We start from the raw sequence: 19,281 nt of genomic DNA, 5'->3' as shown, positions 1-19,281 counted from the left end.
GGCTACAAGCCGCGTCGGCCAGCCGGGCCCGTCACGCCTGAGCCCCCAGCGGCCAAAGCGTCAGCCGGAGCAGCCAACACACCACCCCCAGCAGCCAACACACCAACCCCAGCGGCCAAAACGGCGCAAGGCGAGCCGGAACCCGGCCGGGCGAGGCCCGCGGGTAACGCCGGGGCTCAGTGGCGGCCGCGCGGGCCCGCCATGCGGTGCCGGTGCGCGGCGCCGATCTTGGTGGCGCCCACGGTCTCCGCGTCCCACTCCGCCGGCTCGAGGTCCTCGACGGCTTCGACGAGCGCGTCACCAGTCGCGGGGGCGGGCACGATCACGTCGCCGAGCGCGCCGTCGGCGCCGACGAGCACCACGCGCGCGCCCTTCCGGCCGATGTTCTCCACCACGGCCTTCGCGGGCTTGCCGTGCTCGGCGACGAAACGGCGGGCGGCGCCGAGCTGCTTCTCGGTCGGCGGTTCGGTCTTTTCGGTCTCTTCAGCCACACCCGCATCCTAAGGCGCGTCGCCCGGGGCGCAGTGTGAGACTGGGAACGGCCCAGCACGGCGAGAGTGAGGAGAACCCATGTCCACGGCAGTGCAGATCCGCCGCACCGGTGGCCCCGAGGTACTGGAGGTCGCGGAGGTCGAGATCGGCGAACCGGGAGCCGGCGAGATCGTGGTGGACGTGGCCGCCGCCGGGGTGAACTACATCGACACCTACCACCGCAGCGGGCTGTACAAGATGGACCTCCCGCTCACCCTCGGCATGGAGGGCGCGGGCACGGTGGCCGCGGTCGGGCCGGACGTGACGGGGTTCAAGCCCGGTGACCGCGTGGCGTGGCAGGGCCAGCTCGGCGGTTACGCGCAGCGCGCGAAGATCTCCGCGAGCATCGCGGTCCACGTGCCGGACAGCGTGCCGGACGAGACGGCGGCGGCCGTGATGCTGCAGGGCGTCACCGCGCACTACCTCGTCCGCTCGACGTACGAGGTGCAGGAGGGCGACACGATCCTGCTGCACGCCGCCGCCGGCGGGGTCGGGCTGCTGCTGGTGCAGCTGGCGAAGGCCCGCGGCGCGCGCGTGATCGGCACGGTGTCCACCGAGGAGAAGGAAAAACTGGCCCGCGAGGCCGGCGCCGACGAGATCATCCGCTACGACAAGGTGGATTTCGCCGAGGAGACGCGGAAACTCACCGGCGGCGAGGGCGTGGCCGCGGTGTACGACGGCGTCGGCAAGACCACTTTCGACGGCAGCCTGGCGAGTCTGCGGGTGCGCGGCGTGCTGGCCCTGTTCGGCGCGGCCAGCGGCCCGGTGCCCCCGGTGGACCCGCAGCGCCTGAACTCCGCCGGCTCGGTCTATCTGACCCGCCCGACGAGCGCGCACTACGTCCGCACCCGCGAGGAACTCGACTGGCGCGCGGAGGAACTGTTCCAGGCGGTGACCTCCGGTGCGCTCAACGTCCGCGTCGGCCACCGCTACCCGCTCGCCGACGCGCGCCGCGCGCACGAGGACCTGCAGGGCAGGCGCACCACCGGAAAGCTGATCCTGCAGCCCTGAATGCCTTGCGCGACAAGGAACCCGAAAAGGGCGGCCGGCTGGAAGCCGGCCGCCCTTTTCGTGCACCGCTCAGACACTCACCGCGGCGCGGATGGTCTCCTTGAGCGAGTTCGTCGTGGCGATCACCGACGTGGGCTCGTAGCCGCAGTGCGCCATGCAGTTCGCGCAGCGCGGGTCCTTGCCGCGGCCGAACTTGTCCCACTCGGTCTCCTCGATCAGCTCGCGCCAGGTCTTGGCGTAGCCGTCGTCGAGCAGGTAACACGGCCGCTGCCAGCCCAGCAGCGAATACGACGGGATGCCCCACGGCGTGCATTCGAGATCCCGCTTGCCCTCGATGAAGTCGAGGAACACCGGCGAGTGGTTGAGCCGCCACTTCTTGCGGCGCCCATCGGCGAAGGCCTTCGAGAACAGCTCACGGCTCTGCTGCACGCCGAGGAAGCTCTCCTGGTCCGGTGCCTTCTCGTACGCGTAGCCCGGCGAGAGCTGCATGTTGTCCACGCCCACCTCGTCGTTGAGGTAGTCGAGCACGTCGATGACGTCCTGCGGGCTGTCGGTGTTGAAGAACGTCGTGTTCGTCATGACCCGGAAGCCCTTCGACTTCGCGAGCCGGATGGCGTCCACGGCGGCCTGGAACCCGCCTTCCTTGCGGACCGAGGCGTCGTGCTTCTCCTCCAGCCCGTCGATGTGCACCATCCACGCGAAATTGCGGTGCGGCTTGAACTTGTGGATGTGCTTGGGCAGCAGCAGCGCGTTCGTGCACAGGAACACGATCTTGTTGCGCTCGAGCAGGATCCGGGTGATCTCGTCGATCTGCGGGTGCATCAGCGGCTCGCCGCCGGCGATGGACACCATCGGCGCGCCGCTCTCCTCCACCGCGCCGATCGCCTGCTGCACCGGCATCCGCTGCTTGAGCAGATGCGCCGGCTGCTGGATCTTCCCGCAGCCGCCGCATTTGAGGTTGCAGGCGAACAGCGGCTCCAGCTCGACGAGTATCGCGAACTTGTCCTTCCGGAGCAGCTTCTGCTTGGCCAGGAACGCACCCAGCCGCATCGACTGCCGCAATGGCATGTGCATGTCTACCCCACCTCCCGAGGTAACGTGAATCGGACGTCTTCGTCGGCAACCTGGGACTCCCGTACCGAGTTCCGGCCGAGCCCGCCCAGGCACCGGGTCAGCTCCTCCACCAGGTGCGGCGGGGCGGAAGCACCCGCGGTGATCCCGATCCGCCGCGCGCCCGCGAGCCACCGCAGGTCCACTTCGGACACATCGTCCACCAGGTACGCGGCCGCGCCCCGCCGCCGCGACACCTCCACGAGCCGCTGGGAGTTCGACGAGTTCGCCGAACCCACCACGAGCACGACATCGGAATGCTCGGCGACAGCGCGCACCGCGCGCTGCCTGTTCGTCGTGGCGTAACAGATGTCGTCCCGTCTCGGCGCCGCCATCGCGGGAAACCGCTCGCGCAGCACCGAAGCCACCTCCTCGGCCTCGTCGGCCGCCAGCGTGGTCTGCATGGCGTACGCGACCTTCTCCGGATCCTCCGCCCGGACCTGCGCCGCCGCCGAGGCGTCCTCGACGACGACCACCCGGCCGGGCGCCTCCCCGACGGTGCCTTCCACCTCTTCGTGGTCGGCGTGCCCGATGAGGAAGATCGTGTCGCCGCGTGCGCTGTAGCGGCGAACCTCGTTGTGCACCTTGGTGACCAGCGGGCAGGTCGCGTCGATCACCCGCAGTCCCCTCGCGTCGGCGGCCTCCCGCACCGAGGGCGCCACGCCGTGCGCGGCCAGCACCGTCGTCGCGCCTTCGGGCACCTCCTCGACCTCCTGCACGAAGACCGCGCCCAGGTCTTCCAGGCGGCGCACCACGTGCGCGTTGTGCACGATCTGCCGCCGCACGTACACCGGCGCGCCGTAGCGCTCCAGCGCCCGCTCGACGATCTCGATCGCCCTGTCCACCCCCGCGCAGAACGACCGCGGGCTGGCCAGCAGCAGCTCGCCGGAACCGGCCGCGGCACACCAATCCGCCAGCGCCGGTGCCGCCAGCCGCAGCGAACGCAGCCCGGAAAGCCCGCGCATGAACGTGCCCGGCCGCAGCAGCGGGTAGCCCGGAGTGTCCACAATGGCCCGTACCACCCCCAGCGGCGCCGGTACGGAAGCGAACTGCGCGGACTCCATGTCGACGGCCAGTGCGCCCCGTTCGGCGAACCGCGCCCGGTCCGCGCCCTCCACCATCTTGTCCGAGGACGCTACCGGTCCAGTGTGGACGGTCAGCCCGAGTCGCCGCAGCGCGCCCGCGAGCAGTGGCGCCGAACACAGGGGCACCGGCCCGTCCGGCCCGTCGATCTCGGTGGCCACCACGACGTCGCCCGGCTCGACGCCGCCGGTGACCGCTCCGGCGACCCCGGCCACCAGTACCGGCGTGGCGCCGCTGAACTGCCGGGCGGATTCGGCCGACCGGCGCGGGCCCATGCCCGTGTGCAGCACCCGCACGCCGGGAGCCCGCAAGGCCGCGGCCTCCACGTGCATCGGCGCGCACACCACACCCGTCACGAGGCCTCCAGGTACCGGCCCAGCGCGGAAACCGGGAACACCAGCCGGTACAGGTGGTAGTTGATGTAGAAGTCGCCGGGGAACCCGGTGCCGGTGTACTGCGGCTCGTCCCAGGTGCCGTCCTCGCGCTGGGTCCGCGCCAGCCAGCCGACGCCACGCTCCACAATGGACGAATCACGCTCACCCGCGGCCAGCAGGGCCAGCAGCGCCCAGGCCGTCTGCGAAGCCGTGGAATCCCCGCGTCCGATCCACTCCGGTTCCCGGTAGGAACGCAGGTCCTCGCCCCAGCCGCCGTCCGGATTCTGGTGCTCGGCAAGCCATTCCACCGCACGCCGGATCGGAGACGCCTGTGGCGAGACCCCGGCCGCGACGAGCGCGGGCACCACGGCGCCCGTGCCGTAGAGGTGGTTCGCGCCCCAGCGGCCGAACCACGACCCGTCCTTCTCCTGCGCGGCCAGCAGCCAGGCCACCCCGCGGCGGCATTCCTTCGTGCCGGTGAGCCCTTCCGCGGCCAGCATTTCCACCACGTGCGCGGTGACGTCGGCCGAGGGCGGGTCGATCACCGCGCCGAAGTCGCAGAACGGCAGCTGGGTGGTGAGCGTGCGCGTGTTGTCCGCGTCGAACGCGCCCCAGCCGCCGTCCGCGGACTGCATGCCGTTGAGCCAGGTGACGGCCCGCTCGACCGCGTCCTTCAACCGCGGCCGGTCCGGATGCGCGACCCGGCGCAGCGCGAGCACGATCTCCGCCGTGTCGTCGGTGTCGGGGTAGACGTCGTTGGCGAACTCGAAGGCCCAGCCCCCGGGCGGCGTGGCCGGCCGCTTCACCGCCCAGTCGCCCTTCACCGTGATTTCCTCGCCCAGCAACCAATCCGAGGCCTTGAGCACCGCCGGATCGTCCGCGGGCACGTCCGCGTCCAGCAACGCCGTCAACGCCAAGGCCGTGTCCCACACCGGGGACTGGCAGGCTTCCAGCCGTCGCACCCGGCCGTCCGGGGTCTCCTCCCGGATGATGAACCCGTCGAGCCCCTTCAGCCCGGCCTTCATGGCCGGATGTTCGAAGGAATAGCCGAGCAAATGCAGCGCCAGCAACGAATACACCCACGGCGGCTGGATCCCGCCCCACGAGCCGTCGGCCTCCTGCCGCGCGAGGATCCACTCCGCCGCCTGGCGCATCGCCAGTCCCCGCAAGGGTTTCACCGGCAGCCTGGCATACGCCTTGAGCCCGAGGTCGAGCATTTCGAAGGCGCCCGACCACGTCCACGGCTTGATCAACGTCCGCTTCCGCTGGCGCGTGCGCAGCTCGTCCACGCCGAACGACAGCGGCCGCACCGGGCGCAGCGTGCCCACGATGGTCAGCGGCACTACCGTCTGCCGCGCCCAGCAACCCCAGTCGTAGACGTTGAGCGGGAACCAGGACGGCAGGAAGATCAGCTCCGGTGGCATGTTCGGCAGCTCGTCCCAGGACCACAGGCCGAACAGCGCCAGCCAGATCCGGGTGAACACCCGGCTGGCCTCCAGCCCGCCGCCGTCGAGCACGAACTCCTGCGCCGCCCGCATGTGCGGCGCGTCGGGCGAATCACCGGCCAGGCGCAGCGCCACCCACGCTTCGACCGTGGTGGACAGGTCGCCGGGGCCGCCGTAGAACGTGGCCCAGGTGCCGTCTTCCCGTTGCTGCGAACGGATCCATCGCGCCGCCTCTTCGGTCTCGCGAGCGGTGCGGATGCCGAGGAACTCCCGCAGCAGCAGGTCCTCGGCATCCATCGTGACGTTCGTCTCCAGCTCGCCCTTCCACCAGCCGCCGGTCTCCTGCCTGCCCTTGAGATGCGCGACCGCGCGCTCCAGGGTCTCGGCCGGCGTCCGGACTCCGGGCTCGGTGGTCAGAGTCATCAAGCCTCCCTCGTGACGATGAACTGGGCCAGCGAAAGCAGTTCCTCCCGCGCGCGGCCGGGGATGTCGGCCTCTTCGAGCTTCAGCCGTCCCGCGGCCATGCGGCGGTAGGCCTCGTCCAGCGCCCATTTGCGCCCGCCGGCCTGATCGATCTTCTCCGCCACGCCGCGGACCGACTCCTCGCCCGGCGTCTCCGGCCGGGCGAGCCACTCCGACAGCTCACGCCCGAGCGCGCCGCCGTGGGTGACCGTGTACGTGACCGGCAGGCTCTTCTTGCGGGCACGCAGATCCGAGTACACCGACTTGCCGGTGACCGAGGGTTCGCCCCAGATCCCGAGCACGTCGTCGACGAGCTGGAAGGCCAGCCCGATGTCGGCGCCGAATCCGGCGAGCGCGTCCACTGTCCGTTGTGGAGCGCCGGCGAGCACGGCTCCGATCGCGCTGCTGGCCGAAAGGAGCGCGCCGGTCTTGCCCGCCGCCATGTCCAGGCATTCGTCGAGGGAGACGTCGTCGCGGCTTTCGAACTGCACGTCCAGCACCTGGCCGCGGATCAGCTCGCCGGTCGCCTCGGTCAGCAGCCGCGCCGCGGCCACCCCGCCCGGCCCGTCGACGTCCAGCAGGACTTCCTGCGCCAGCGAAAGCATCGCGTCCCCGGTCAGGATCGCGCTGGCCGCGCCCTTCACGGCCCAGACCGTCGGCCGGTGCCTGCGTTCGGTGTCCCCGTCCATCAGATCGTCGTGCAGCAGCGAGAAATTGTGCACGAGCTCGACCGCGACCGCGCCCGGTAACCCGGTTTCAGGCGGGGCGCCCGCCGCTTCGGCGGAGAGCAGCGCGAGCGCGGGCCGGACCGCTTTTCCGCCTGCCGACGCGGGATTGCCGTCGAGATCGGTCCAGCCGAGGTGGTAGTGGGAGATCGACCTGGTGGCCGGGTCGAGCCTGTCGAGTGCGGCCCGCATCGCGGGCATGATCGCCTGCCTGCCTTGCGCGAGTGAATCGAGAACCGCAGTCATGCTGGTACACCCTCCTGTTTACCTGGCACAACGGCATTGCCGAGCAGCGCACGGGCGGCCGCGTCGCCGCTGCGCACGGCGCCTTCCATGGTCGCGGGCCATCCCGTGGCGGTCCACGCGCCGGCGAGCACGACGCCCTCGGCCGCGGTCACGGCCGGAGGGCGCAGCGCCGCGCAGCCCGGCGCCGGACGGAACGTGGCGTGCCTTTCCCTGGTGACGAAGAAATCCCGGACCCCGGCGCGCGCCGCTTGGGGCAGCACGGCACGGAGCGCGGGCAGGATGCGCGCGCGGATCTCGCGTACCGGGACGTCGATGAGGTCGTCGGCCGCGGACAGCGAGACGGCGAGGTACTGCCCACTGTCCACACCGGACTGACCGGTGCGGTCGAACACCCACTGCACCGGGGAATCGACCGCCGCGAAGAACGGTTCGTCCAGCACGGGCCGGTCGAAGACCACATGGGCGTTGACGATAGGCGAACTGCCGAGGCGCCGGTCCCATTCCGGCGGCAGGTCCACACTCCCGGGTGGCAGCAGCCGCGCGGCGGCCGGCGGCGGCACCGCGAGCACCACCCGGTCGGCGGTCAGCTCACGCTCCGAAGTGGTGAGCCGCCAGCCCTCGCCGTCCGGGGACAGCGCGGTCACCTTGGTGTTGAACAGGATTTCGGCGCCTGCCTCCGTCAGCCGGGCCTGCGCCGCGTCGCCGTGCAGTTCGCGCAGCGGCACTTTCGACCAGCCGATGTCCGCGGCCGAGGCTTCGGTGAGCAGGCCGACCTGGAAGACCGTGGCCGCGAGGCCGAGCGAAGCGCCGGTCGCGGGCGCGTTGAGGGTCGCGATGCCGACCAGGTCCCAGAGGTTCGCGATCGCGCGTTCACTTTGCCCGTGCGCGGAAAGCCAGTCCGCGAAGGACTGCCCGTCCGCCTCCTTCGACGCCGGGTCCACCCCGCGCAGCGCGAACGCCGCCCCGGCGAACCGCATCCGGTCGCCGAGCCCGAGCGGCCGGAACTTCAGCACCGAGTCGGCCAGGTGCAGCGGCGCGGGCAAACCGTTGCGGCGCAACCACACCGGCCGCGCGGAGCCCGGCGAGCGGACCGGGATCGCCAGCTTCGGCTGGAGGAACACCTTGCCCATCACCCGCAACCGCCGCAACAGCTCGAGGTACGCGGTGCAGCAGCGCAGGAACACGTGCTGCCCGTTGTCGACGTCGAGCTCGCCACGGCGGAAGGAATGCGTCAGCCCGCCGAGGTGGCCACGGGACTCGATGAGCGTGACCTCGGCGCCCGCGTCGGCGCAGCGCAACGCCGCGGTGATCCCCGCGAGACCACCGCCGACGACGGCGATGCGTTCGCTCACGACGCGCGCCCCGTCAGCGCCCGGGCCGCCACCCCCAGCTTTTCCCTGCCGGACAAGGACATCCGGCGGTCGAACACGAGCGAGGGCTGTTCGGCGATCCGGTCGGTGAGCCTGCGGTAGATGCCCGCCATCGCCAGGCAGCAGGCGGAGCTGCGGCGGTCGAGCAGCGGCACGAGGCGCAGCCCGTCGGCGTACCACTCGCGGGCGCGGGCGGCACTGTGCCGGATCAGCGCGGTCAGCGCGCCGCCGTCGTCGATCAGCCTGCCCTGCTCGTCCAGCGCCGGTTCCACCCCGAACCGGTCCAGATCCTCCTGGGGCAGATACACGCGGCCGTTGATCAGGTCTTCGCGGATGTCGCGGAGGATGTTGGTCTGCTGCAAAGCGATCCCGAGCTGGTCGGCGTACAGGGCGGCGTCCGGGTGTGGCTTGCTGCCGAACACGCCGAGGCACAGCCTGCCGATGGCCCCGGCGACGCAGCGGCAGTACTGGGTCAGGTCGGCGAAGGTCTCGTAGCGACGGCCCTCGATGTCCATCCACACCCCGTCGAGCAGCTCCTCGAAGGCACCCAGCGGGATCGGGTAGCGGCGGGCCGCGTCGGCGAGCGCGATCAGCACCGGATCCGTGCTGATTTCCAGCTCTGCCAGTGATTTTCGGACATCCTGCAATTGGGTGGACTTCTCCTCCACCGGCAGGTCCCCGTCCCCGATGTCGTCCACCCGGCGTGCCAGCGCGTACACCGCGCACAGCGCCGCCCGCCGTTGCGGGGTCAGCAGCCGGATGCCGTAGTAGAAGTTCCTCGCCTCGGTCTTGGTGATCTGTTCACACGCCTGGTAGGCGGTTGCCACATCCGTCGTCATCGGTGCCTCTTCGTCAGTAGCTTCACCAGATGGACCAGCACGTCCTGCTTGCGTGGCCGTGGCGTGACGGCCAGCACGTCCCATTCCGCGCGGCGCAAGGCATCCGCGGTCGCGAGCCCGCCCGCGACGTATCCGCCGATCGCCAGCCGGGCCCAGCCGCGCAGCCGCCCGACGAGCGCGGCACCTTCGTCGAGCAGATCCAGCGCCTTGCGCGTCTGCAGTTCCACCGCGTGCCGCACGGCGGGCGGCGTGCTCACGGCGTCGAGATCTCCTTCGGTGGCCCCGAAACCGGCCAGATCGGCCTGCGGCAGGTAGACGCGGCCCGCCCAGCGGTCCTCGGCCACGTCCTGGCAGTGTTCGAGCAGCTGAAGCGCGGTGCACACGAGATCCGAGAGACGTTCGGCTTCCGCCGAACGGACGCCGAAGATCCGCAGCACGATCCGGCCGACCGGATCGGCCGAAAGCGCGCAATACTCCCGAAGCGCCGCCTGGTCCGGGTACCGGGAAACCTCCTGGTCCTGAAGGTTCGCCCGCACCAGCCGGTCGAACGGCTCGCGATCCAGCCCCCTGGCCCGGATCGTCGGCAGCAGCGCGCGCAGCACCGGCTCCCGCGGGTCACCGCGCCAGGCGCGCTCGAGATCCTCGCGGAATGCCCGCAACGCGACCGTTCGATCACCTTCGGCTTCGTCGCCGAGATCGTCGATGACGCGCACCACGTTGTAGACCGCGCCGAGATCGCGGCGCAGCGCTGCCGGGAGTACGCGGAGTGCTACGGGAAAGTTTTCCGCGTGTTTCTTTTCTTCGAGCGTGGCGGGCGGCGAAACCACCCGGGACGGGGGAAAACCGTGCAGCACGGGACGGCCGGCCGTGTCGCGACCTGTCGGTGCCGGTGTCATCGGCCCATAATCCATCGGAAGGGGGCCAGGATTCTTCGCGCGGGAAACAAATTCGGTGGAGTCCGGGTTATCACGAGCGGACAGTATTGACCCGAACGAAGGACGGATCTCGACATCAGGGTGGAGGTAGCCGGCACCAGTGGGCAGAAAAGCGGATCCGAGCGACACGAAACTGGAACGACTGGCCGAGGCGACGGCGGAGCGCCTCCCCCGGATGCTCGACGACGTGACCCGGCTGCTGAGCCACCACTGGCCGGACTACGCGGACTTCATCGTCACCGAGCGGGACGAGGTCCTCGGCGCCGCGAACATGTTCCTGCACCGGCTGATGCGGATGGCGAAATGGGACATCACGGAGCTGTCCGGCGCGGCCGAGCAGCCGGCCGAGCAGCTCGGCGAGCAGTCGCTGTTCGAGGAGATCGGCCGCGCCCAATGGCAGCAGGGACGTGAGCTGACCAGCCTGCTTTCGGCGTACCAGATCGGCGCGCGGGTGGCGTGGCACCACGTCGCCGAGGTGGCGCTCGAAGTCGGGGTGCCCTCGGACGTCTTCGCCTCACTGGCCGAGGCCGTGTTCATCTTCATCGACCAGCTTTCGTCGGCCTCCGCGCGCGGGTATGTGCTCGAACAGTCCGAAGCCGCCGCGGCGCGGGAGCGCCTGCGGGACGAACTGGGCAACATGCTCCTGTCCGACCGTTCGGACACCACCGCGATCCGCGCCGCCGCCGCCCGGATCGACTGGCCGCTGCCGCGCGAAGCCGCGGTGATCATCGTGGAGCCGGACAACCCGGTGGGCAGCGCGCTGCTGGCCCGGCTGGACCATTCGTGCCTGCACGTCCGGCGGCAGCGGATGGTCTGCGCGATCATCCCGGACCCCGGCGGGCCCGCCCGCCGTCAGCGCCTGGCGACGGCGCTGCGCGGGGCGGGCGCGGTGGTCGGGCACGCCGTGCCGCTGGAACACCTGCCCGCCAGCATGCGCGTGGCCGAGGTCGCCGCGCAGCTGCGCCGCGACGAGGTGCTGCGGGACGATCCGGTGTTCGTCGACGAGCACCTGGACTCGATCATCGTGCACCGCGACGAGCGGCTGCTGACCGTGTTCCGGCAGCAAACCCTTGCGCCACTGGACGAACTGGGCCCGGTCACCCGGGAGAGGCTGTGCGAAACGCTCGCGTCGTGGCTGCGCCACCTCGGCGACCGGCGCGCGGTCGCCGAGGAGCTGCACATCCACCCGCAGACCGTCCGGTACCGGCTTTCCCAGCTACGCGAGCTGTTCGGCGAAAGCCTCGACGACCCGGACAACCGCCGCCGCCTGACGCTCGCGCTAGCCTGGGGCGCCCCGAACTCCCCCACGGCTGACAGTCCCTAACCGCAGCCATGTTGGCCCCTCCCGTCGACGTGGTGGCCCCTCCCGTCCACGAGTTGGCCGCACCCGCCGGTGAGTTGGCCGTTCGCGTGCGGCTCGGCGAGGCTCGCGGGCGGGGGTCGCCGTCCGGGCGCTAACCGAACTCCGCCAGTGCTTTGCGGAACTCGGCGAGGAAGGGGCCGACGTCGGGGATGAAGCCGGTGTCGGTCACGACACTCATCGAGAACACCCCGTACCAGCCCAGCACCCCCACCACGAACGGCGTGCCGGGCGCGAGCGGGATGATCGGGTACGCCGTCCGCAGCGGGTAGTCCCCGAAGGACACCTGCCACGTCGCGCCCGGCATGTTGGACACGATGCCGTTGAAGATCCGCCCGCCGTAGAAGAACTTCGAGAACCACCCGTGGAACCACGGCGGCATCAGCGCGGCCACCGAATGCATCACGAACCGCGACGCGATCGCCCTCGTGCCACCGCGCAGCCGTTTGCCCGCCTTCGCGATCACCTCGAGCCGTTCGGGCTCCGGCATGTCGCCAGTCGGCACCTCGACCATGACCGCCGCCGTCACGTTCCCGGCCATCCCGGGCCGCGGTACGGCCGCCATCAACGGCACGGAGACCAGCAGCCGCGAGGGCAGCGGCCCCTTCGCCACCCGGCGCATCGCCGCCACGGAGCCGGAAATCAGCAGATCGGTGACCCGGACCCCGCGACGGCGCGCCAGCTCCTTGAGCCAGTCCAGGTCCAGTTTCAGCGTGCCGAACGAGCGCTCGGAGGTGTTGTTCGCCGCGAGCGCCGCCTCCGGCCGGTGGTCGGTGGCCAGCTGGGCCAGCCCGACCGCGCCGCCGACGACGCGCTGGATCCGCCCGGGAAACTTCACCTCGCCGATCGCCTCGGTCATGTCCGGGGAGTCGAACAGTTTCAGCATCATGTTGATCGTGCCGATGCCGTCGGCGACCGAATGGTGCACCAGCGACACGACCGCCGCCGTGTCCTCCTCGACCCCGGTGACGACGCAGTACCGCCACAACGGCCTGTCCCTCGGCAACGGTGTCCCGGCCAGTTTCCCGACCAGTTCGTGCAACGCGCCCATCCCGCCGGGGCTGCCGTCGGGGCGGGTCAGGTCGAAGACCGGGACGTGCCACTCCCAGTCGAGGTCGGGATGCTCCACCCACCGCAGCGGGCGCCACTTCGTCGGCGGCGCCAGGCGCTGCCGGAACCCGGGCAGGTCGGGCAGGTTGCACTTGATCGTGTCCCGCGCCAGTTCGAAGGTGGGCGGGCCCGCCGCGCGGGAGGTGTCGAGCATGATGAGCCCGCCGACGTGCTGGGGTGCCGACGGGGTTTCGACGTGCAGGAAGAACGCGTCCGATGCCGGGATGCGGGGTGCTGATCGTCTCGCCACATCCGCGATCATGACACCCACGGCGACGACGAGGACCGCGCCCGCGGCATCGAGCCAGTAGTGGTTGCCGGTGGCGAGGATGACCAGCAGCGTGACCAGCACGTGGACCGCGCTCACCAGCTGCACCGTCCGGCCGCGCGCGAGCCGCGCCAGCACCACCGACACCCACAGCGCCCAGCCCACGTGCAGCGAAGGCATCGCCGCGAGCTGGTTGGCGTTGTCGACCATCGGCGAGCCCCAGGAACCCCAGGTGTGCCCGAGCCGCACGGTGTCCACGAACCCGGCGCCCGGCAGCATCCGCGGCGGCGCCACCGGCAGCAGCCAGAAAACCAGCAGCGCCAGCAGGTTCACCAGCGCGAAGGAGTTCCGCACGCGCCGGTACTGCCCGGGATGCCGAACGTAGACCCAGCACAGCAGCACCAGCGCGCTGACGATGTAGGTGAACGCGTACTCGTAGTTGGCGAGCGTGCGCAGCCAGCCCTGGCCCGCAAGCCACACGTTCATCGGGCGCTCGAAGTCCAGGCGCAGCGCCCGTTCGAAGCCGAGGATCCCCTCCCCCGACGAGATCGCGCGCGCCTCCCGCGACGGCAGCGGACGCGCCTCGATCAGCAGGTAGACGCCGAACAGCGCCAGGCCCCCGAGCAGCTCCGCCCACCACCGCGGCCGCCCGCGCGCCCCGGTCCGGTCAGCGACCGTTAACGGCGTGTTGGTTGACGTTCCAACAGTGAGCACACACCGTCATATAGCACGAAAACAGGGAGTGACGCTCGCCCGGATCAGGCGGTCGCGGTGGCGCGCCAGCCCATCCGCAGCGTCAGGCCCGGCACCTTGCGCAGCTTGCGCCAGCCGTGACCAGCGCAGACCGCGACCGTCAGCGCGGTGAGCAGACCGCTGAGCACGCCGCGCGAGAACAGCCCGGCCTCCACTCCCCAGTGCAGGAAACCCAGCGTCATCGCCGCGTCGATCAGCCGCGAACCGCCCCACAGCAGCGCGACCTCGACGAACACCCGGTTCACCGTGCGGTGCGCGAACAGCTCCGCGGGCAGCCGGACGAAATCCTTGGCCAGCCGCGCGGTGATCGGCCTGCCCAGCACGGCGCTGCCGACGAAGATCAGGAACATCAGGACCGAGCCCAGCGCCGGCTGCAGCACGTACACCACCGCGCTGGAGGTGACCAGGGCGAAACAGGCGCGGCCGACGAGCATCCCGGTGCACAGCAGCAGCGTGCGTGGCAGGTCGCGGCGCATCAGCCTGCGGGCCCCGATCACCAGCGCCGACCAGCCCAGCACCGCCGACAGCGCGGGCACGAGGCCGAAGAAGTGGAGCAGGAGCGCAAGCAGCACGCTCGGCACGATCACGGTTTCGGCGAGCATCACCAGCGCCCGTGCCAGGGTGCCCCGCAGATGCGGGATCTCGATCACCATGTGGCGCGTGGCGGGGACGTTCTCCGAAGGTTGCACGGGCTCTGTTTCACTCCTGGGAACAAGTCTCCGACGAATGCGAAGGTGTGGCAACTTTGCCCGGCAACGTATCAGCGTGCGGGTAAACGCCATGTGTAGCCGTCCGGCTCGTTTCGCGCTGCACCGTGGGTGAATGCGCGAGGCCGATGACACCGGCCGTGAGCAGCGCGGCCGCGCCCGCCGTCGCCGCCAGCGAGCCCGGCGAAGTGGACAGCGTGGCGTGGAAAGCCAAGAGCCCCAGCGCATAGCTCACCGCGGGGTTCACGATCGACATGACCGCTATCGCCGCCGAAAGCGACCCGGACCCGTAGGCCTGCTGCCCCAGCAGGAGCCCGGTCAGCGTGGACAGCGCCAGCAGATACCCCGGCCAGTCGATCGCGGTGGCCAGCACGCCGCGGTTGAGCAGGTCGTCGGTGGTGAGTTTCATCAGCGCCGCGCTCATCGCGTAGCAGACCCCCGCCGCGGTGGCGATGAACGCCGAATGCAGCAGCGGGCCGCGGCCCTGCGCGAGCTGGACGAGGGTGATGACGGTGGCCGCGGCGACCGCGACGGCGATCAGCAGCCTGCCCCTGTCCGGCGAACCGCCGAGCGGCGCGGCCCCTTCGACCGTCAGGAAGACCACGACCCCGCCGACGATCGCGAGCGCCGCGAGCCAGTCCCGCAGCGCGGGCCACATCCGGATCGCCGCCGAGGCCATCGGCAGCGCGAACAGCAGCTGGGTGACCAGCAGCGGCTGCACCAGCGCGATCGAGCCGAAGTGCAGCGCGGCGGCCTGGCTGAGGAAGCCGAGGAGGTTGGTGGCCCAGCCCGCGAGCCACACCCGTTTCCGGATCAGCTTGCGGATCAGCCACAGGATGGGCACCCGGTGCCGGCTCGCGCGGTGCTCGACGTCGGCATCGGCCACCTCGATGACCGCGCTGCGCTGCAGCGCGGCGGACGCCGCGAACAGGAACGCGGCGGTGAATCCGAGAATGACCGGGATCACCACGTCAGGTCACGACGCTTCCCATGTATCGGTGCTCCCCATCGCGAAACAGAATCCGGTGGTTCAGCCCGAACCGCCGAATCGGGACGCTAACGCACGGTACACCGAGGGCAGGGCGCCGCGCACCGTCACGGGGAGCTTCAGCCAGCCGGGGACATAGCGATCCGCCTGGTCACGGCGCAGCGCGTCGACGATCGCCGAAGCCACCCGATCGGACGGGACGGGTTTCGGCGAGCGCCTTTCGTACGGGCGGCCACGGCGGGTGAAGAACTCCGTGTCCACGACCCCGGGCACGACCACGCCGACGTGGACGCGGGTGCCCGCCAATTCGAACCGGAGGCTTTCCGCGAAGGTGTCCAGCCCGGCTTTCACCGCCGAATAGACCGACTCCCCCGCCACCGCCGTGCGCCCCGCGATGGAGGTGACGAACATCAGCGAAGCGCGCGGGCGGGCGAGCAGGCCCGGCAACAGCGCGCGGGTCAGCTCGAGCGGCGCCGTCAGGTTCACCTGGACCAGGCGGGCGACGTCGGCGGCGGTCATCTCCGCGACCGGCCCGGCCCAGCCGATGCCCGCGTTGTTGACGAGGATGTCCACCTCGCCGAGACGCCGGATCTCCCCGGCCGCGGCGGAAACCGCGGCCGGGTCGGCGAAGTCCGCGGTGACCACGGACCCGCCGGTGCGCTCCGCCAGCTCGGCGAGGCGCCGTTCGTCACGGCCGTGCAGGATCAACCGGGCACCCGCCTCGTGCAGGCGCGCCGCGGTGGCGGCGCCGATGCCCGACGACGCCCCCGTGACCACGGCCAGCGCGCCGCGGAGTTCCACTCAGCCGCTGACCTTGTCGGCGTCGACCACGAACACCAGCGTTTCGTTGGGCTTGACCGTGCCCTTGCCGGTGGCGCCGTAGCCGAGGTCCGGCGGGATGACGAGCAGCCTGCGGCCGCCTTCCTTGATACCGGCCAGACCCTGGACCCAGCCCGGGATGACCTGGTCCTCGCTCAGCGTCAGCTGCGCGGGCTGCGAGCCGAAGGAGCTCTCCTTGTCGGCCTTGTCCGACCACGTGACGAGGTCGTAGTTCACCTCGACCGTGCTGCCGTTCGCCGCGGCCGCGCCGGTGCCCTGCTTGAGGTCCTTGGTGAGCAGCTTCGTCGGCGCGGAACAGGTGTCCGGGATGGTGATCGTCGGCTTGGCGCCGAAGTCGCCGGTGACCTTCACGTCGTCCGCGGTGCACTCGTGCTGCCCGGAAGCCGGCTCCCCGGCGGACGCCGACGCGCTCGAGGACTCCGCGGCCGGCGCCGGCGCGGGGTACGTCGGGCCCCCGCCCGGCGGGTACGACGACGGCTCCTGGCCGTTGGAGCAGGCGGCGAGGCTCAGCGCGGCGGCCACCACGATCATGATCTTGCCAGCGTTACGCATGGCGCTCACCTTAACCGGGCGTTGACCAGTCCTTATCCGGCACCCACGAGAGCTTCGAGTTCGTGCGCGGTGTAGACGACGCCGAGCCTGCGGGTGGCGCGGGTGAGCGCGACGTAGAGGTCGTTCCAGCCGCGCGGGGAGGCCGCCACGATCTCCTCCGGCGCCAGCACGACGACCCCGTCGAACTCCAGGCCCTTGGCCTCTTCGACGGTCAGCAGCGACAGTCGTTCGTCCTCCTGCAGCGCGGCACGCACGCCGCCGAGGCGGGCCGCCGGGCAGAGCACCGCGATCGTGCCGCCGTCCGCCGCGGCGAGCTCCTTGTCCACAATGGACGGAAGGTCGGCGCCGGCCGCCGGCAGCTGCCACGGCCGGACCCCGGACTCCCGCACCGAATCCGGCGCGCGCAGCCCCGGGTCCACGTGCGCGAGCGCGCCGGCGGCGAGCGCCATGATCTCCGCGGGCGTGCGGTAGTTGACGGTCAGCTCGCGCAGCCGCCACCGGTCCCCCACGTACGGGCCGAGCATCTCGCCCCACGACGACGCACCCGCCGGCGCCCCGGTCTGCGCGACATCGCCGACCAGTGTCATCGACCGGCTCGGCACGCGGCGCATCAGCAGCCGCCAGTCCATCGGCGACAGCTCCTGCGCTTCGTCGACGATCACGTGCCCGAAGGTCCAGCGGCGGTCCCGCGCGGCGCGCTCGGCCGCGGTCAGTTCGCTGCGGCGCTGCTGCCGTTCGGCGAACAGCTCGGAGTCGAGGATGTCGCTCACCCGGAGGATTTCCTCGTCGATGATCTCCTCGTCCTGCTCCAGGATGTCCAGCACGCCTTCCGCGTACGCGCGCTCCTCGCGCTCCCGGCGCTCACGCGCCGCGCGCTCTTCGGTGTCGTCCTCGCCGAGCAACTCGGCCAGCTCGTCGAGCAGCGGCACGTCCGCGGGCGTCCAGCGGGATTTGGCGGGACGGACCAGAAGCGCGCGCTCGGCCTTGGTGAGCCGGTTGCCCACCGCCGACTCCAGCCGCTCCGGCGAAGCGAACAGCTCGCGCAGCAGGCGCTGCGGGGAAACCTTGGGCCACAAGGAATCCAGCGCCGCGAGCACCGTCTTCGACTCGGCCAGCTCGGCCCGGATCTCGGTGCGGTCCCGGGCGTCGAGCACCTCGGCGTCCGGGGTTTCGTCCTCGCCCAGCGGGATTTCCGGGACGCCCTCGAAGAGATCGACCTCGTAGTGCCCGGCGGCCCGTTCGGCGAGCGCGTCGAGCAGCTGCCCGACGAAGACCCGGCGCGCCACGTTGTGCGGGCGCAAGGTTCCGCGCGCTTTGTCCCGCGCGCGTTCACAGGTGGCCTTGTCGAGCTCCAGCACGTCGTCGTCGAACTCGACGCGCAGCACGTCTTCCGGCACCTGCTGGCGATCGGCGACCGCGTCGGCGAGCACGTCGGCCAGCACCGCGCGCCCCTTGATCTCGGCGGCTTCGCGGCTGTCCTCGCCCTTCGCGCGCACGCCGGGGAAAAGCTGCCCGATGGTCGAAAGCAGCACGCCCGTCTCGCCCAGCGACGGCAGGACCTGCCCGATGTAGCGCAGGAAAGTGCTGTTGGGCCCGACCACGAGCACGCCGCGCGTCGCCAGCTGCTGGCGATACGTGTAGAGCAGGTACGCCGCGCGGTGCAGCGCGACGGCCGTCTTTCCGGTGCCCGGCCCGCCCTGCACGACGAGCACGCCGCTCAGCTCGTCGCGGATGATGCGGTCCTGCTCGCCCTGGATCGTGGCGACGATGTCGCTCATTTCGCCGGTACGGCGGCGTTCCAGCGCCGCCAGCAACGCGGCTTCGCCCGCCAGGCCCAGATCGTGGCCCTGGTCCGCGGCGCTCAGGTCGAGGATCTCGTCGTCGAGGCCGACGACCTTGCGCGACAACGTGCGGATGTGCCTGCGGCGGCGCACTCCGTCCGGCGAAGCGGCCGTGGCGAGGTAGAACGGGCGCGCCGCCGGGGCCCGCCAGTCGAGCAGCAGCGGCTCGTAGTCGCCTTCTTCGTCGAACAGGCCGAGCCTGCCGACGTACGTGGTTTCGCCGTCGTGGAAGTCGAGCCTGCCGAAGCACAGGCCCTGCTCCACCGACGTGAGCTGGGTGAGGCGGTCGGAATACGTGGTGGTGGCGACGTCGCGCTCGGTGCGGGCCTGCGGGGTGCCGCCGGTCTCCGCGAGCACTCCGGTCAGCCTGCGCTGCACGGTTTCCCGTTCGCTGTCGAGCTTGCGGTACAGCCGGGACACGTAGTCCTGCTCCGCCGCCAGTTCCGGGTTTTCGTCCGGAAGCACGGACAAGGGTGACCCACTTTCGCTCCGGGATGGATGGCCGACCATGAACCAACGACCCTACCCGCCGGGGAATTCCCCGGCGGGCGCGCGAAATCCGGCCGGCCCCGCACGCCCGCGCGCCATGTTGGCCGCCCCGGCGCGCATGTTGGCCGCCCCCGCGCGCACGTTGGCCGCCCCCGCCGATGCGTTGGCCGCCGCCGGTGGCCAACACATCCGCACCGCCACGCCGGACGCGCCGCCAGCCAACACACGCGCGGGACGAGCCA

At 71.1% G+C, this 19,281-nt stretch carries 16 protein-coding genes; 2 read left to right on the top strand and 14 right to left on the bottom strand.

The annotated features are described in order from the left end of the window. Positions 1-176: 176 nt before the first annotated feature. On the bottom strand, positions 177-491 hold the full coding sequence (locus FPZ12_RS17610) for a hypothetical protein (protein ID WP_144762536.1): 315 nt from the start codon (positions 489-491) through the stop codon (positions 177-179). Between the two features lie 79 nt (positions 492-570). Here FPZ12_RS17610 and FPZ12_RS17605 point away from each other — a divergent pair, with 79 nt between their 5' ends. Then, the gene (locus FPZ12_RS17605; protein ID WP_144762534.1) at positions 571-1,542 is read left to right on the top strand and encodes a quinone oxidoreductase family protein; all 972 of its coding nucleotides are present in this window, start codon (positions 571-573) and stop codon (positions 1,540-1,542) included. A gap of 69 nt (positions 1,543-1,611) precedes the next feature. On the opposite strand, the gene hpnH is transcribed toward FPZ12_RS17605, so the two are convergent. The 7 genes from hpnH to hpnC are packed head-to-tail and all read right to left on the bottom strand — an operon-like array spanning position 1,612 to position 10,092. Continuing rightward, complete coding sequence (hpnH, locus tag FPZ12_RS17600; protein WP_150980376.1) at positions 1,612-2,616, bottom strand: adenosyl-hopene transferase HpnH; 1,005 nt, start codon at positions 2,614-2,616, stop codon at positions 1,612-1,614. A gap of 2 nt (positions 2,617-2,618) precedes the next feature. Then, the gene (gene ispH / locus FPZ12_RS17595; RefSeq protein ID WP_144756895.1) at positions 2,619-4,091 is read right to left on the bottom strand and encodes a 4-hydroxy-3-methylbut-2-enyl diphosphate reductase; all 1,473 of its coding nucleotides are present in this window, start codon (positions 4,089-4,091) and stop codon (positions 2,619-2,621) included. After that, positions 4,088-5,977, bottom strand: a complete 1,890-nt coding sequence (gene shc, locus FPZ12_RS17590) for a squalene--hopene cyclase (RefSeq protein WP_144756893.1) — start codon at positions 5,975-5,977, stop codon at positions 4,088-4,090. Before shc ends, ispH begins: the two co-directional genes overlap by 4 nt. Beyond that, on the bottom strand, positions 5,977-6,987 hold the full coding sequence (locus tag FPZ12_RS17585; protein WP_144756891.1) for a polyprenyl synthetase family protein: 1,011 nt from the start codon (positions 6,985-6,987) through the stop codon (positions 5,977-5,979). Before FPZ12_RS17585 ends, shc begins: the two co-directional genes overlap by 1 nt. After that, on the bottom strand, positions 6,984-8,339 hold the full coding sequence (gene hpnE / locus FPZ12_RS17580) for a hydroxysqualene dehydroxylase HpnE (RefSeq protein WP_144756889.1): 1,356 nt from the start codon (positions 8,337-8,339) through the stop codon (positions 6,984-6,986). Before hpnE ends, FPZ12_RS17585 begins: the two co-directional genes overlap by 4 nt. Next, positions 8,336-9,196, bottom strand: coding sequence for a presqualene diphosphate synthase HpnD (gene hpnD, locus FPZ12_RS17575; protein WP_144756887.1), 861 nt, complete (start codon positions 9,194-9,196; stop codon positions 8,336-8,338). The genes hpnE and hpnD overlap by 4 nt, the downstream gene beginning before the upstream one ends. Continuing rightward, on the bottom strand, positions 9,193-10,092 hold the full coding sequence (gene hpnC, locus FPZ12_RS17570; protein ID WP_144756885.1) for a squalene synthase HpnC: 900 nt from the start codon (positions 10,090-10,092) through the stop codon (positions 9,193-9,195). The genes hpnD and hpnC overlap by 4 nt, the downstream gene beginning before the upstream one ends. 139 nt (positions 10,093-10,231) lie before the next feature. On the opposite strand from hpnC, the gene FPZ12_RS17565 reads away from it, so the two are divergent. Beyond that, the gene (locus FPZ12_RS17565; RefSeq protein WP_144756883.1) at positions 10,232-11,455 is read left to right on the top strand and encodes a PucR family transcriptional regulator; all 1,224 of its coding nucleotides are present in this window, start codon (positions 10,232-10,234) and stop codon (positions 11,453-11,455) included. Between the two features lie 130 nt (positions 11,456-11,585). Here FPZ12_RS17565 and FPZ12_RS17560 read toward each other — a convergent pair whose 3' ends face one another. The 6 genes from FPZ12_RS17560 to FPZ12_RS17535 are packed head-to-tail and all read right to left on the bottom strand — an operon-like array spanning position 11,586 to position 19,060. Continuing rightward, positions 11,586-13,583 (bottom strand): bifunctional phosphatase PAP2/O-acyltransferase family protein, encoded by a 1,998-nt coding sequence (locus FPZ12_RS17560; protein ID WP_144756881.1) that lies wholly within the window; start codon positions 13,581-13,583, stop codon positions 11,586-11,588. Positions 13,584-13,627: 44 nt separating this feature from the next. After that, entirely contained in the window at positions 13,628-14,275 is a 648-nt protein-coding gene (locus FPZ12_RS17555) for a DUF3159 domain-containing protein (protein WP_144756900.1), read from the bottom strand. A 46-nt stretch (positions 14,276-14,321) separates the two neighbouring features. Next, positions 14,322-15,299: a DMT family transporter gene (locus FPZ12_RS17550; protein WP_144756879.1), complete on the bottom strand. Its 978-nt coding sequence runs from the start codon at positions 15,297-15,299 to the stop codon at positions 14,322-14,324. Positions 15,300-15,359: 60 nt separating this feature from the next. Beyond that, positions 15,360-16,118, bottom strand: a complete 759-nt coding sequence (locus tag FPZ12_RS17545) for an SDR family NAD(P)-dependent oxidoreductase (RefSeq protein ID WP_144756878.1) — start codon at positions 16,116-16,118, stop codon at positions 15,360-15,362. After that, positions 16,119-16,709 carry an FKBP-type peptidyl-prolyl cis-trans isomerase gene (locus tag FPZ12_RS17540; protein WP_144756876.1) on the bottom strand — a complete coding sequence of 197 codons (591 nt, stop codon included), beginning with the start codon at positions 16,707-16,709 and terminating at the stop codon, positions 16,119-16,121. A 32-nt stretch (positions 16,710-16,741) separates the two neighbouring features. Further along, positions 16,742-19,060, bottom strand: coding sequence for a HelD family protein (locus FPZ12_RS17535; protein WP_144756874.1), 2,319 nt, complete (start codon positions 19,058-19,060; stop codon positions 16,742-16,744). Positions 19,061-19,281: the final 221 nt, after the last annotated feature.

Source organism: Amycolatopsis acidicola (assembly GCF_007713735.2).
Taxonomy (GTDB): Bacteria; Actinomycetota; Actinomycetes; order Mycobacteriales; family Pseudonocardiaceae; genus Amycolatopsis_E; species Amycolatopsis_E acidicola.
This window is presented reverse-complemented; position numbering and strand designations above follow the sequence as displayed.